At 67.9% G+C, this 11,989-nt stretch carries 14 protein-coding genes; 6 read left to right on the plus strand and 8 right to left on the minus strand.

The window, feature by feature from the left end:
- Positions 1-23: 23 nt before the first annotated feature.
- The 3 genes from G4D77_RS04540 (at position 24) to G4D77_RS04550 (ending at position 1,080) form a co-directional block, all read left to right on the plus strand.
- Positions 24-344 carry a type II toxin-antitoxin system PrlF family antitoxin gene (locus G4D77_RS04540; protein ID WP_154834711.1) on the plus strand — a complete coding sequence of 107 codons (321 nt, stop codon included), beginning with the start codon at positions 24-26 and terminating at the stop codon, positions 342-344.
- A complete protein-coding gene (locus G4D77_RS04545; protein WP_154834712.1) occupies positions 344-805 on the plus strand; it encodes a type II toxin-antitoxin system YhaV family toxin in 462 nt (153 codons plus the stop codon). Before G4D77_RS04540 ends, G4D77_RS04545 begins: the two co-directional genes overlap by 1 nt.
- Positions 806-945: 140 nt before the next feature.
- A complete protein-coding gene (locus tag G4D77_RS04550; RefSeq protein ID WP_016445252.1) occupies positions 946-1,080 on the plus strand; it encodes a DUF3149 domain-containing protein in 135 nt (44 codons plus the stop codon).
- 52 nt (positions 1,081-1,132) lie between these two features.
- On the opposite strand, the gene G4D77_RS04555 is transcribed toward G4D77_RS04550, so the two are convergent.
- The 4 genes from G4D77_RS04555 to G4D77_RS04570 form a co-directional block, all read right to left on the minus strand.
- Positions 1,133-1,390: a SlyX family protein gene (locus G4D77_RS04555; protein WP_016445251.1), complete on the minus strand. Its 258-nt coding sequence runs from the start codon at positions 1,388-1,390 to the stop codon at positions 1,133-1,135.
- The gene (locus G4D77_RS04560; RefSeq protein WP_016445250.1) at positions 1,387-2,583 is read right to left on the minus strand and encodes an aminotransferase-like domain-containing protein; all 1,197 of its coding nucleotides are present in this window, start codon (positions 2,581-2,583) and stop codon (positions 1,387-1,389) included. The genes G4D77_RS04555 and G4D77_RS04560 overlap by 4 nt, the downstream gene beginning before the upstream one ends.
- Before the next feature lie 179 nt (positions 2,584-2,762).
- Positions 2,763-3,749 carry a Bug family tripartite tricarboxylate transporter substrate binding protein gene (locus G4D77_RS04565; RefSeq protein WP_154834714.1) on the minus strand — a complete coding sequence of 329 codons (987 nt, stop codon included), beginning with the start codon at positions 3,747-3,749 and terminating at the stop codon, positions 2,763-2,765.
- Positions 3,750-3,823: 74 nt separating this feature from the next.
- The gene (locus G4D77_RS04570) at positions 3,824-5,311 is read right to left on the minus strand and encodes an amidase (protein ID WP_154834715.1); all 1,488 of its coding nucleotides are present in this window, start codon (positions 5,309-5,311) and stop codon (positions 3,824-3,826) included.
- Between the two features lie 116 nt (positions 5,312-5,427).
- On the opposite strand from G4D77_RS04570, the gene G4D77_RS04575 reads away from it, so the two are divergent.
- Positions 5,428-6,336: a LysR family transcriptional regulator gene (locus tag G4D77_RS04575; RefSeq protein ID WP_016445247.1), complete on the plus strand. Its 909-nt coding sequence runs from the start codon at positions 5,428-5,430 to the stop codon at positions 6,334-6,336.
- A 62-nt stretch (positions 6,337-6,398) separates the two neighbouring features.
- Here G4D77_RS04575 and G4D77_RS04580 read toward each other — a convergent pair whose 3' ends face one another.
- Positions 6,399-7,469 (minus strand): PDDEXK nuclease domain-containing protein, encoded by a 1,071-nt coding sequence (locus tag G4D77_RS04580; RefSeq protein WP_016453038.1) that lies wholly within the window; start codon positions 7,467-7,469, stop codon positions 6,399-6,401.
- A gap of 210 nt (positions 7,470-7,679) precedes the next feature.
- Here G4D77_RS04580 and nth point away from each other — a divergent pair, with 210 nt between their 5' ends.
- On the plus strand, positions 7,680-8,333 hold the full coding sequence (nth, locus tag G4D77_RS04585; protein WP_017406542.1) for an endonuclease III: 654 nt from the start codon (positions 7,680-7,682) through the stop codon (positions 8,331-8,333).
- Positions 8,334-8,336: 3 nt separating this feature from the next.
- On the opposite strand, the gene G4D77_RS04590 is transcribed toward nth, so the two are convergent.
- Together G4D77_RS04590 and G4D77_RS04595 are read right to left on the minus strand one after the other, a co-directional pair.
- Entirely contained in the window at positions 8,337-9,344 is a 1,008-nt protein-coding gene (locus tag G4D77_RS04590; RefSeq protein ID WP_154834716.1) for a Bug family tripartite tricarboxylate transporter substrate binding protein, read from the minus strand.
- A 46-nt stretch (positions 9,345-9,390) separates the two neighbouring features.
- A complete protein-coding gene (locus tag G4D77_RS04595; protein WP_154834717.1) occupies positions 9,391-9,879 on the minus strand; it encodes a DUF3237 domain-containing protein in 489 nt (162 codons plus the stop codon).
- 187 nt (positions 9,880-10,066) lie between these two features.
- On the opposite strand from G4D77_RS04595, the gene G4D77_RS04600 reads away from it, so the two are divergent.
- Positions 10,067-10,837, plus strand: coding sequence for a helix-turn-helix transcriptional regulator (locus tag G4D77_RS04600; RefSeq protein WP_154836388.1), 771 nt, complete (start codon positions 10,067-10,069; stop codon positions 10,835-10,837).
- A 9-nt stretch (positions 10,838-10,846) separates the two neighbouring features.
- Here G4D77_RS04600 and G4D77_RS04605 read toward each other — a convergent pair whose 3' ends face one another.
- The gene (locus G4D77_RS04605; protein WP_154834718.1) at positions 10,847-11,854 is read right to left on the minus strand and encodes a tripartite tricarboxylate transporter substrate binding protein; all 1,008 of its coding nucleotides are present in this window, start codon (positions 11,852-11,854) and stop codon (positions 10,847-10,849) included.
- Between the last annotated feature and the right edge of the window lie 135 nt (positions 11,855-11,989).

The following is an 11,989-nucleotide window of genomic DNA, read 5'->3' on the forward strand; positions in this document are numbered from 1 at the left end:
AGTCATTTGTGAAGGATTGCGCCATGCCCGACATCCATGAACTGGCCACCCTCACCTCCAAGGGCCAGGTCACGCTGCCCAAGCCCATACGCCAGGCCTTGGGCGTCGATGCGGGCGGCAAGATTGCATTCCGACTGCGCGAGGATGGCCTGGTCGTTGTCAGCCGCGCCGAAGAAGAGCATCAGGACCCCGCCATAGCGGCCTTCCTCGATCTGCTGGCTGCCGATATCCAGTCCGGCCAAAGGCTCCAGAGCCTGCCCGACGACCTGGCCCGCGACATGCTTGCGCTCGCAGGTCGTACGGTGGACCTGGATGACGATATCCAGGGCGATGTGGTGATCTGATGCAGCGCCACGGCTGGACCCTGCTGTTCCATGACTGCGTGGTGGAACAGTTGCGCAAATTGCACCAGGCCGCCCGACGCGCAGAGCACAACAGTCCGCAAGACTTCGGCTCCAATGCCAACGTCAAACTGTTCAGGGCTCTGAGCCAGTTGATGCTGGAAGTGATTCCCGGCGATCCCTCACGCGACGAATACCGCCAGGGCAATACGCTGGGAGCCAGCCACCGCCACTGGCGGCGGGCCAAGATCGGCAGAAGGTTCAGGCTGTTCTTCCGGTACGACTCCCGCTCCAGGGTGATCGTCTTCGCATGGGTCAACGACGAGCAGACCCTTCGCTCGTCGAGCAGCGCGTCCGACCCCTATGCAGTTTTCGAAAAAATGCTCGGACGCGGCCATCCGCCCGACGATTGGGAAGATCTGAAAGCGGCCAGCACGGAACATTGGCACGCAGGCCCGCAGTAGCCGGGCACCCGGCCTTTGCGCTGCCGCAAACCCGCCCCGCCGCCGCGTTGACCCATCACAAGCCCTCCACGCCATGCCACGGCGATAGTCGGATCGGGACCCCACCGATCCTACAAACCACAGGAGGACTTGTGAAGCTGATGATCGATCTCTTTTCCACCGACTACGGGCTGATGAGCCTGGGCGTCATCGTCTTCATCCTGATCATGGCGGGCTTTTTCCTGCGCCTGTTCCTGGGCAAGATGAAGCACGTGGCCAACAAGCCGCTTGAATGAAAAGATGCCCAGGCAGGGCCTGGCCTGGGCATTCGCATGCAGCCCTGCGCACTCAATAGTGCGGGGGCAGCTCGTCGCGCAGATGGGTCGCACCGCCGGCGGGCCCGCCCTCCGGCACCCGTCGGCGCAGGTCGCGCAGCTCGTCCAGGAGCCGGTCGATCTGCTGCTGCTGGCGGTAGATGGTCAGGTTCAGTTGCTCCAGCAGGTCGTCGGTGTAGCTGGCCTTGATCTCCAGCTCCATCACGCGCGCCTGCAGGGCCTGGGCCTCGTCGCGTTCGCCGCTGCGCTCGTTGTCCCCAGCCACGCTCACGCCTTGAGCGCCTGGGCCAGGCGGGCGATGCCTTCGCGGATCTTGTCCTCGTCGGCCGTGGCGAACGAGAGGCGGAAGCTGGTGGCATCGGGGTTTTGCGCGAAGAACGGCGCGCCCGGCACAAAGGCCACGCCCTGGGCGATGGCCCGCTTGGCCAGCTCGCCGGCATCGGCCAGCGCGCCGCCCTTGCCGGTCAGGCGCACCCACAGGAACAGGCCGCCCTGGGGCTGCAGGAATTCCACGGCATCGCCGAGGTGCTCGCGCAGCGCATCGCCCATGGCCTTGGCGCGGCGCGCATAGACCTCGCGCACATGGGCCAGCGTGGCGGGCATGGCGCCGGACTTCAGGTACTGCGCGGCCGTGGCCTGGGCAAAGGTGCTGGTGTGGGCGTCGCTGAACTGCTTGCACATCACGGCGCGGGCCAGCAGCTCGGGCGGGGCCACCAGCCAGCCGATGCGCAGGCCGGGGCTGAGCACCTTGCTCAGCGAGCCGCAGTGCGCCAGCCAATCGCGGCTGCCGGGCACCTGGCTGGACAGGGCCAGCAGGCTGGGAGGTGGCGCCTCGCCAAAATACAGGTCGCCGTAGGGATCGTCTTCCACCACCAGGGTCTGGTACTTGACGGCCAGCTCCAGCACCTTCTTGCGGCGCTCCAGGCTCAGCATGGCGCCGCTGGGATTGCCGAAGGTGGGAATCAGGTAGACCAGCTTGGGGCGGTGCTCGGCAATGAGCTTTTCCAGCGCATCGACCTGGGCGCCTTCGGCATCGATGGGCGCGCTGATGACTTGCGCGCCGTACAGGCGAAAGCACTGGATGGTGGCCAGGAAGGTCGGGCCTTCCACGATGACCTTGTCGCCGGGGTTGATCATGGTCTTGCCCAGCAGGTCCAGCGCCTGCTGGCTGCCCGTGGTGACCACCAGTTGCTCGGGGGCCAGCTCACGCACGCCCTTGCCGGCCATGAAGGCGGCGATCTGCTCGCGCAGCGGCTGGTAGCCCTCGGTGGCGCCGTACTGCAGCGCCGCGCCCGGCTCCTGCTGCAGCGCTGCCTGGGAGGCGGCGCTGATGCCGGCCACGTCGAACATGGCGCTGTCCGGAAAACCACCCGCGAAGCTGATGATGCCGGGCTTGCCCAGCAGCTTGAACAGCTCGCGGATGGCGGAGGTTTCTACGTTGTTCAGACGGTCGGCGAATTGCATGGGCAGGATTCTCGTTGTCGATGCGATGAAAAGGCGAAGCCTGCATTGTCGCCAATCCTGCCGCAGCTTTCCTGCACGATTAGAAGTCCCCTGAGTCGCTTCGCGCCTTCCCGTTGCACGGCGCCCCCCAAGGGGGACGACGCCATCTCTGTCCCCTCTCTCCCGGAAGGCAGCTGCGTTCAATCCACCTTGATGTCGGCCCTGGCGGCCACGGCGCGCATCTGCGGCAGTTCGCGCTCTATGCGCTCCTGCAGCGCGCTGCCCGGACCCCATGCGGGCGACAGGCCGATGTCCACCAGCTTCTTCTTCATGGCCGGCTCGGCCATGGTGTCAGCCAGCGCCTTTTCCAGCTTCTTCTGGATGGGAGCGGGCAGGCCGGCCGGGGCGAGGAAGGCAAACCAGGTGTCCATGGCAAAGCCGGGGTAGCCACTTTCGGCCACGGTGGGCACCTGGGGCAGCAGGGCCAGGCGCTGCGGGCCCAGGGCCGCGATGGGGCGGATCTTGCCGGCCTTGATCAGCGGCGTGGTGGCCACCACCGTGTCCACGGCCACCTGCACCTGGCCGCCCATCAGCGCGGTGAGGCTGGGCGAGCTGCCGTTGAAGGGCACATGCACCATGCGCATGCCCGTGGCGGTCTTGAGCATTTCGCCACCGAAGTGCACCGACGACCCCGTGCCGAAGGAGCCGTAGGACAGCTTGTCCGGATCGGCCTTGGCCAGGGCCACGAGTTCAGGCAGGGTGCGTGCAGGCGTTTCGTTGTGCGCCACCAGCACCAGCCCCATGTCGGCCACCAGGCCCAGCGGCGTGAAGCTGCGCAGCGGATCGTAGGGCAGCGGGTTGCGGATCACGGGGTTCAGCGTCAGCGTGGTGCTGGCGCCCAGCAGCAGCGTGTAGCCATCGGGCGGCGCCTTGGCCACCAGCGCGCCCGCCACCACGGTGCCCGCGCCGGGACGGTTTTCCACCACCACGGGCTGGCCCAGGCGCTCTCCCAGCGATGTGGCCAGCAGGCGGCCCAGGATGTCGGTGGCGCCGCCGGGCGCAAAGGGCACGACCAGCTTGATCGGGCGATCCGGGTAGGACTGGGCCTGGGCATGCGCCAAGGGAAAAGCAAGCGCAGCGGCGCCGGCCATCAGGCACGACAGAAAACGGGAACGGGACAAGGCCATGGCACGGATCTCCTGGGGAACGAGGGAACGGGAACCTGGGAACAAGCTCAATGCGGCAATTCAGTCGTCAGTCTTCAGTCGAGCAGCGGGCTGCGCACGCGCGACAAGCCGCTGGCCTGGTCATAGGCATGGCCGATCTGCAGCACGGCCAGGTCGGCCTGCGCCGGGCCGATGATCTGCAGCCCGGCAGGCAAGCCCTGCGGCCCGAAGCCCGCAGGCGCGGCCAGGGCCGGAAGGCCGGCCATGGTGGCAGGCACCACGGTCTGCATCCAGCGGTGGTAGGTGTCCATCTCGCGGCCGTCCACGGCGTGAGGCCAGTCCAGGGCTGCGTCGAAGGGAAAGACCTGGGCGGAAGGCAGCACCAGAAAGTCGTAGCTGTCGAACAGGCGGCGCAATGTTTCATACCAGGCCGAGCGCACGCGCGCCGCGTCATAGACGGCCATGGCCGGCAGCGCCAGGCCGCGCTCGATTTCCCAGACGGCCTCGGGCTTGAGCAGGGCGCGTTTGGCCGGATCGTTGTACAAGGCGGCGTTGGCGCCGGCCACGCTGAAGCTGCGCAGGTCGATCCAGGCGCGCCACAGGCGCTCGAAATCGAACTGCGGCACGGCCTCCTCCACCGTGCAGCCTGCGGCCGTGAAATGCTGCAGCGCCGCCCGGCAGGTCTGCAGCAGGCCAGGCTCGGTGGGCAGGTGCCCGCCCAGGTCCCCCAGCCAGCCGATGCGCAGGCCCTTGCAGTCGCGCTGCAGCTGCGCGGTCCAGTCCTGGGGCGGCTCGCTGCGGCGGGTCAGCGGCAGGCGCGCATCAAAGCCTGCCTGCACGGACAGCAGCAGGGCCAGGTCGGGGATGTCGCGCGCCATGGGGCCGGCGACGCTGAACTGCTGGAAGAACACCTCTTCCGAGGGGCCATGCGGCACGCAGCCCACCGAGGTGCGCAGTCCGTAGACATGGTTGAAGGCGGCCGGCGTGCGCAGCGAGCCCATCATGTCCGAGCCATCGGCCACGGGCAGCATGCGCAGCGCCACGGCCACGCCCGCCCCGCCGCTGCTGCCGCCTGCCGATCGCGAAGGATCGAAGGCATTGCGCGTGGTCCCGTAGACCGGGTTGTAGGTATGGCCGCCCAGGCCGAACTCGGGCGAATTGCTGCGTGCCACGAAGAGCGCACCGCCTGCGCGCATGCGCTCGAACACCACGCAATCGGCCTGCGACAGCTGGTTCGCGAAGATCGGCGATCCCTTGGTCGTGACCATGCCTGCGGCCGGCATGATGTCCTTGGGCGCCTGCGGAAAGCCGTGCAGCGGCCCCAGGCTCTGGCCGCGCGCCAGCAGCGTATCCAGCTCGCGGGAGCGGCCGCGCAGCCAGTCCCGGTCCAGCGGAGCCACCAGCGCATTGACCACGGGGTTGAGCCGGTCGATCTGCGCGCAGTAGGCATCCAGCACTTCCAGGCAGGACAGCTCGCGGCCGTGGATGGCCTTGGACAGCGCGACGGCCGACATCTCCACCACGGCACCGCCCCCGGTGGCCAGATCCGGCTGCAGCGCAGCGGCGCTTGTGCTTGACTCCATGGATTTCCTCGTTTTTGTGACAGAACGAAGTCAGCATAAGCAGGCGCAAATATTTCGACAATCGCCATTTTCTCGGCTTATCGTTGCGTTTTCCGCAAACCATAAATGGGAGCCATATGCTTTCCAACCGCCTTCAGGACACGGCCCTGCGCTACTTTCTCGAAGTGGTGCGCAGCGGCTCGGTCAGCGATGCCGCCGCGCGGCTCAACGTCTCGCCCTCGGCCGTGAGCCGCCAGGTCGCCGGTCTGGAAGAGATGCTGGGCGTGCCGCTGTTCGAGCGCCGCCCGCGCGGCATGGCGCCCAGCCCGGCAGGCGAGCTGCTGGCCGCCCACGCGCGCCGCGGTGCGCTGGAGGCCGACCGCGTGGTCTCGGATATCGAGGCCCTGCAGGGCCTGCGCCGGGGCGTGGTGCGCGTGTGCAGCTCGGGCGGCTTTGCCATCGAATTCCTGCCGCGCGCCATGGCGCTGTTTCGTGAACAGTACCCGGGCATGCAGTTCCACCTGCGCGTGGAAGCACCTGCCGCCGTGACCCAGGCCGTGCTGGGCGGCGAGGCCGATGTCGGCCTGACCTACAGCCGTGCGGCGGCACGCGATATCGAGGTCTGGCACCGCCAGGTCTCGCCCGTGGTCGCCATCATGCGGCCCGACCACGCACTGGCCCGGCATGCCAGCATCACCCTGGCCCAGATGCATCCCCATGCCATTGCCCTGCCCGAGGACGCCAACACCGCGCGCCAGCTGTTCGACATTGCCTGCAGCCACCGGCGCCTGGTGTTCGAGCCTGCCCTGGTCAGCGGCCAGTTCGAGACCCTGGTGCACTTCGTGCTGCATGGCGGCGGCCTGTCATTGGGTGGTGAGGTCACCATGCGCGAGCGTGTGCGCCGTGGCGAACTGCATGCGGTGCCCATACGCGAACGCGGCATGAATGCACGCGCCATCGAGCTGCAGACGCTGGCAGGCCGCACGCTGTCCAAGGGAGTGCGGGCCTTCGTGGAGCATCTGCGGGAGCTGCTGCCTCCCGGGTAAGAAGACGAAGTAGAAAAAGCAGAGAAAGACGGAAGGGATGGACTGCAGGCCGGGGCCCGTGCTCAGCCCTGCCCGACTTCCAGGTGGCACTGTGCCCAGTGCCACTGCGCCCGGCGCGTGGCCTCCCGCAGCCGCTGGGCCAGCACATGGCGAGCAGGCAGGCCGGGCAGATACTCGGCCATCTGGACGCCGCCGCGGCCCAGCTCCAGCAGCTCGATCTGCTCCGAGCTGTTGCCCGAGCACAGCATGATGCCCAGCGGCGCATCCTCGCCCGGCTCATGCTCATGCCGATCCAGCCAGCGCAGGTAGTGCTCCATCCGATCCTTGTCCTCGGCCGCGAATTCGCCCACCTTCAGCTCCACCGCCACCAGCCGCCGCAGCCTGCGGTGGTAGAACAGCAGGTCAAGCTGGAAATCCTGGTCATCCATCTGCATGTGCCTTTGCCGCGCCACCAGGCTGAAGCCCATGCCCGACTTCAGGAAAAAGGCCTCCATCTCGCGGATGACGGCCGCCTGCAGGTCACCCTCCTGCCAGGCATCGTGCAGCCCCAGGAAGTCGAGGATGTAGGGGTCTCGCATGAACAGCGCTGGCGACATGCGCTCGATGGCTCGCTGCGTGGGCTCCTGCGCGACCAGCGTGTCCGCATCGAAGGACAGCACGGTGCGCTCGTACAGCCGGGAATCGATGCGGCTGCGCAGCGTGCGAGCGCTCCAGCGCTCAATGCTCGCCATGCTGGCGTAGTACTCGCGCTGCAGGGCGTCCTTGAGCGGAATCAGCGCGATGAAATGCGCCCAGCTCAACTGCCGCGTGGGCGAGATGACCAGGGGCTCATCAGGAAAGGTGGTGGAGAACTGCACCATGCGCCACAGGTTCTTTTCCGAGAAACTGCCGCCATAGCCCTGGACCAGATGCCCGGCCAGGGAGGGCAGGACCTTGTCGCTGCAGCCGGCCTGCCGCACCTCGGATTCGCAGTCATGGATGTGCTGGCCGATATGCCAGTACAGCAGGGTCATTTCGCTGTTGATGGTGGAAGCCACCCGAAGCCGCGCGGCCTCGATCAGGTCGCGGACATCACCCAGCAGGGTCTGCGCCGCCGCGATCGCGGGAGAAACGGATATCTTGCGAGTGGCCATGCGGTCGCCCCCTCCTGGTGGCGTGTTGTCTGTATGTGTGGTGTCGGCGGAATCGATCCGGCCCACTATTGCCATGCGGCCCCAGCACGTCAACGCCGCAACGGCATAACCAGACGATCTGGCCCTCGCAGACATCAAAAACCAGAACAGTCCTAGAAATCACACTTGCACGACAATGCTCGCCACATCGATGGACACGCGCTTCCCACAATGAAAACCACCAGCATCGAACCCTTCTTCGCCACACTCAAGGCCGCCAACCCCTCGCCCCAGACCGAGCTGGAATACACCAACGTGTTCGAGCTGCTGTCTGCCGTGCTGCTCTCGGCCCAGGCCACGGACGTGGGCGTGAACAAGGCCACGCGCAAGCTGTTTCCCGTGGCCAATACGCCCCAGGCCATCCTGGACCTGGGACTTGAAGGGCTGGAGGGCTACATCAAGACCATCGGCCTGTACCGCAGCAAGGCCAAACACCTGATGCAGACCTGCCAGATCCTGGTAGAGCGCCACGGCGGCCAGGTGCCGCGCACGCGCGAGGAACTGGAAGCCCTGCCCGGCGTGGGCCGCAAGACCGCCAACGTGGTGCTGAACGTCGCCTTTGGCCAGCCCACCATGGCCGTGGACACGCACATCTTCCGCGTAGGCAACCGCACGGGCCTGGCGCCGGGCAAGACGCCGCTGGCCGTGGAAATGCAGCTCATGAAGCGCGTGCCGGCGGCCTACGCCGTGGACTCGCACCACTGGCTCATCCTGCTGGGCCGCTACGTCTGCCAGGCCCGCAAGCCACGCTGCTGGGAGTGCGTGGTGGCGCCGTACTGCGACTACTCGCCCAAGACGCCTGCGCCGGCTGCGGGCAAGCGCTGAGCTTCAATCGGCCTTGAAGCCCGTGGCCGCCACGGCCTTGCCCCAGGTGACCGTGTCGGCGCGCATGATGCGGGCGAGTTCGTCGCCCGTGGTGCCCGTCACGCGGAAACCGGCCTCTTCCAGCCGGCTGCGGCTGTCGGGCTGCTGCAGGGCGCGCACGATGTCGGCCTGCAGCCTGGCCACGATCTCGGGCGGTGTCTTGGCGGGCGCGACCACGCCGAACCAGGAATTGAACTCCAGCGACGGATAGCCCTGCTCCCCGATGGTCGGCAGATCGGGCATGGACGGGGTGCGCGTGGCGCCCGTGCTGCCCAGGGCCGTGAGCTTGCCGGCCTTGACCTGGGGCGCGGCCAGGGCCGCCGTGGCGAAGACGGCCTGCACGTCGCCGCTGAACAGGCCGCCCAGGGCATCGTTGGTGTTCTTGTAGTGCACGGGCTCGGGCCTGAGCTGCACGGCATTGCCGAACATGAAGGCGCCGAAGTGGCCTGGCGTGCCGGCGCCGAAGGTGGCGATGAACAGCTCCTTGCGCTGGCGCGCCCAGGCCACGAAATCGGGCACATTGCGGGCCGGCACTTTCTGCGGATTGACCAGCAGCACGAAGTCGGAGGTGACGACCTGGCTGACGGGCACAAAGTCCTTTTGCGGATCGTAGGGCAGGCGCTGGTAGGTGTTGGGGGCAATGCTGAGCTGGCCGGTCTCGCCCAGCATCAGCGTGTAGCCGTCAGGCACGGCGCGTGCCGCCTCGCTGGCGGCGATGAGGCCGCCAGCGCCCGGCTTGTTGTCCACGACCACGCCCAGGTTGCCCCATTGCTCGGACAGCTTTTGCGCAAGCAGGCGTGCCACGATGTCCGGCCCCGTTCCCGCAGGAAAGCCGACGAGCAGGCGCACGGGCTTGCTCGGAAAAGCAGGCTGGGCGCTGGCCGCGGCCCAGGGAGCCAGGCCGGTGGCCAGCACAGCGGCAAGAGTGCAGGCCACGGCGGCGCGGCGCGCCTTGGATGCAGGGTTGTTCATGTGTTGTGTCTCCTGTGTTGTAGGTATCGAAGCGGGGAAGCCCCCCTCAGAGCAGCTCGTGAAAGCGCATCTGCACGCGATCGGGATGGCGCGCGCCGGTGCCGAAGAACAGGCGCTCGTTGATCCAGCCCAGCGCCCGGCTGGCCGTCTCCATGCGGGGCGCGCAGCGGAAGTAGATATGTGCAGGGTCCACGGGCTCGCCACGTGCCAGCCTTGCCATATGGGCCGGGTCGCCGCTGCGCAAGGCCTGGTTGCAGACATAGATCAGGTCGCCGGCATCGGTCTCCAGCACATAGCGCGCATCGAGCTCGGCCAGCCCGCCGTGCACGATGCGCTGGAAGTCCGCGCCTCCGGGCAGCACGCGCGCGCTCCAGCCGTCGCCCCGGGCCGTGCCGCCCAGGATGGGGATCAGCCGGCGCCCGCCGTGCGCCGTGGCACCGACCTCCTGCGGCGGGCCCACCTGCACGCTCAGGTCGGCGAAGAAGCGAAAGCGCGGATCGGGCAAGGCCGCAAGCTGCGGCACGTCATCTGGCATGGTTCTGGGGCTCCGGTGGATGGAATCGGGACCTAGCATAAGCACCATTGCCCGGGCAGGCCGTCATCCCGGAAGATGACAGCGCCCTGCCCGCCCCTGCCATCCCTTGAGACACTGGACCTGCCCCTCCCCCGCCCTTGACGCCAGCGCCTTGCCCGGCCAGGCGTCCAGCCATGCGCTGGGCCAGATGGTGTCCAGCCTGGGTGGGCCGGGCTTCGCCCTGCAGGTGCTGCAGGCCATGAACGCGCTGCTGCCTGTCGCCTCCTGGTCGGTCTACCGCACGGGGCAGCGCAGCCGGCCGCAGCTGTTCCTGTCGGCCAGCAGCGAGGCGCGCGACACCACGCGCGAGTGCTGGCGCGCCTATCTCTCAGGCCCCCATCTGCGCGACAGCACGTGGAAGCACGGCGGCACAGCGCCGGCACTCAGCACGGCGCTGTGCCACATCACGGCCCAGGAGGTAGAAGGCGAGCACCGCGCCCTGGTCTACGACGCGCACGGCATGGCCGAGCGCGTGTCCATCGTCGAGCACCAGGACGACGGCGGTGTGTTTGCCGTCAATTTCTATCGCCACCAGCACCAGAGGGCACTGGGCGATGCGCAGATCGGCTGCTTCGAGAGCATGGCGCCCGTGCTGCTGGCCCTGGCGCACAAGCACATTGCGCTGACACAGGCGCAGCCTGCCGTGGCTGCGGCATCGGCATCCCCAGCCCCCCAGCCCAGACAGCGCCAGACATTGCCCGCCCTGCGCATGCGCCTGCTGCAGGCACAGCCCGGCCTCACGCCGCGCGAACTCGATGTGTGCGCGCGTTTGCTGCAGGGCATGACGCATGAGGGCATTGCCTGCGACCTGTGCCTGAGCCTGCCCACCGTCAAGACCTACCGCAACCGCGCCTTTGCGCGGCTGGGCATCCACTTTCGCAGCGAGCTGTTCGCGCTGGCCATGGAGCCGCAGGGCTGAGGCCTTGCGTCAATCCAGCGATGCGCCGGACGCCTTGACGATGCGCGCCCACTTGGCGATGTCCTCGCGCAGCAGGGCCGCCATCTGGGCGGGTGGCACGGGCCTGTCCGCCGGCCCGGCCAGCTCCACGCCCGAAGCTTCCAGCCGGGTGCGCAGATCACTGGCCGCCAGCGCGCGGGCCATGCCGTCCTGCAACTGCGCCAGCACCGGCGCGGGCACGCCTTCAGGCGCAAAAAGACCCACCCACAGCGTGCCGTTGTAGCCGGGCACGGTCTCGCCAATGGTGGGCACATCGGGCAGCAGCGGCGATCGCGCCGCGCCGCTCACGGCCAGCGCGCGCAGCCGGCCGGCCTGGATATGGGGCAGCGTTGACGGCAGGCTGCCGAACAGCAGCGGTACCTGCCCGCCCAGCACATCGTTGAGCGCGGGCGCCACGCCCTTGTAGGGCACATGCTGCAGCTGGATGCCCGCCATGCTGTTGAGCATCTCGCCCAGCAGATGGTTGAGCGTGCCGTTGCCGGCCGAGGCATAGCGGAACTCGTCGGGCCGGCCCCGGGCCATGGAGATCAGCTCGGGCACGGATTTGGCCGCAAAGCCGGGATGGGCCAGCAGCACATTGGGCACGGAGCCGATCAGGCCGATGGGCCGGAAGTCCTTCACCGGATCGAAACCCGGTTTGCGGTACAGCGCGGGGTTGATGGCCTGGCTGCTGCTGATGGTCATCAGCAGGGTATGTCCGTCGCGCGGCGCCTTGGCCACGGCCTGGGTGCCGATGTTGCCGCCCGCACCGGGCCGGTTCTCGACCACCACACTGGCGCCCAGCACCTCGGCCAGCTTCTGGCTCACCAGCCGGCCCACGATGTCGTTGGTGCCGCCGGGCGCCTGCGGGACGATCATCACGATGGGCCGCGCGGGCCAGGCCTGGGCATGGCCCAGCAGTGGCAAGGCGAGCGCGGCGGCCAGCAGGCTTCGGCGGTGCAAAAGGCTCGACGGCAGGGGAAAGGAAGAATCCGGCATGGTCATGTCTCCATTTGTTCTTGTCGCAAGCCCGCATGGTTGCCCGTGCCGGGCCAGCGCACAATCGCGCATTTCCTGACCCGGCCTTCGGAATTGACAAAGCCTTGACCCCGCCCATGCCCTCTTCGCCCTTCA

This window comes from Delftia sp. WY8 (genome assembly GCF_018437695.1).
GTDB lineage: Bacteria > Pseudomonadota > Gammaproteobacteria > Burkholderiales > Burkholderiaceae_C > Comamonas > Comamonas tsuruhatensis.

Bases quoted from the DNA above. Each gene is read 5' to 3' on its own strand.
- G4D77_RS04540 (WP_154834711.1), top strand. From the start codon at position 24: ATGCCCGACATCCATGAACTGGCCACCCTCACCTCCAAGGGCCAGGTC.
- G4D77_RS04545 (WP_154834712.1), top strand. From the start codon at position 344: ATGCAGCGCCACGGCTGGACCCTGCTGTTCCATGACTGCGTGGTGGAA.
- G4D77_RS04550 (WP_016445252.1), top strand. From the start codon at position 946: ATGATCGATCTCTTTTCCACCGACTACGGGCTGATGAGCCTGGGCGTC.
- G4D77_RS04560 (WP_016445250.1), bottom strand. From the start codon at position 2,583: ATGCAATTCGCCGACCGTCTGAACAACGTAGAAACCTCCGCCATCCGC.
- G4D77_RS04565 (WP_154834714.1), bottom strand. From the start codon at position 3,749: ATGGCCTTGTCCCGTTCCCGTTTTCTGTCGTGCCTGATGGCCGGCGCC.
- G4D77_RS04570 (WP_154834715.1), bottom strand. From the start codon at position 5,311: ATGGAGTCAAGCACAAGCGCCGCTGCGCTGCAGCCGGATCTGGCCACC.
- G4D77_RS04575 (WP_016445247.1), top strand. From the start codon at position 5,428: ATGCTTTCCAACCGCCTTCAGGACACGGCCCTGCGCTACTTTCTCGAA.
- G4D77_RS04580 (WP_016453038.1), bottom strand. From the start codon at position 7,469: ATGGCCACTCGCAAGATATCCGTTTCTCCCGCGATCGCGGCGGCGCAG.
- nth (WP_017406542.1), top strand. From the start codon at position 7,680: ATGAAAACCACCAGCATCGAACCCTTCTTCGCCACACTCAAGGCCGCC.
- G4D77_RS04590 (WP_154834716.1), bottom strand. From the start codon at position 9,344: ATGAACAACCCTGCATCCAAGGCGCGCCGCGCCGCCGTGGCCTGCACT.
- G4D77_RS04595 (WP_154834717.1), bottom strand. From the start codon at position 9,879: ATGCCAGATGACGTGCCGCAGCTTGCGGCCTTGCCCGATCCGCGCTTT.
- G4D77_RS04600 (WP_154836388.1), top strand. From the start codon at position 10,067: ATGGTGTCCAGCCTGGGTGGGCCGGGCTTCGCCCTGCAGGTGCTGCAG.
- G4D77_RS04605 (WP_154834718.1), bottom strand. From the start codon at position 11,854: ATGCCGGATTCTTCCTTTCCCCTGCCGTCGAGCCTTTTGCACCGCCGA.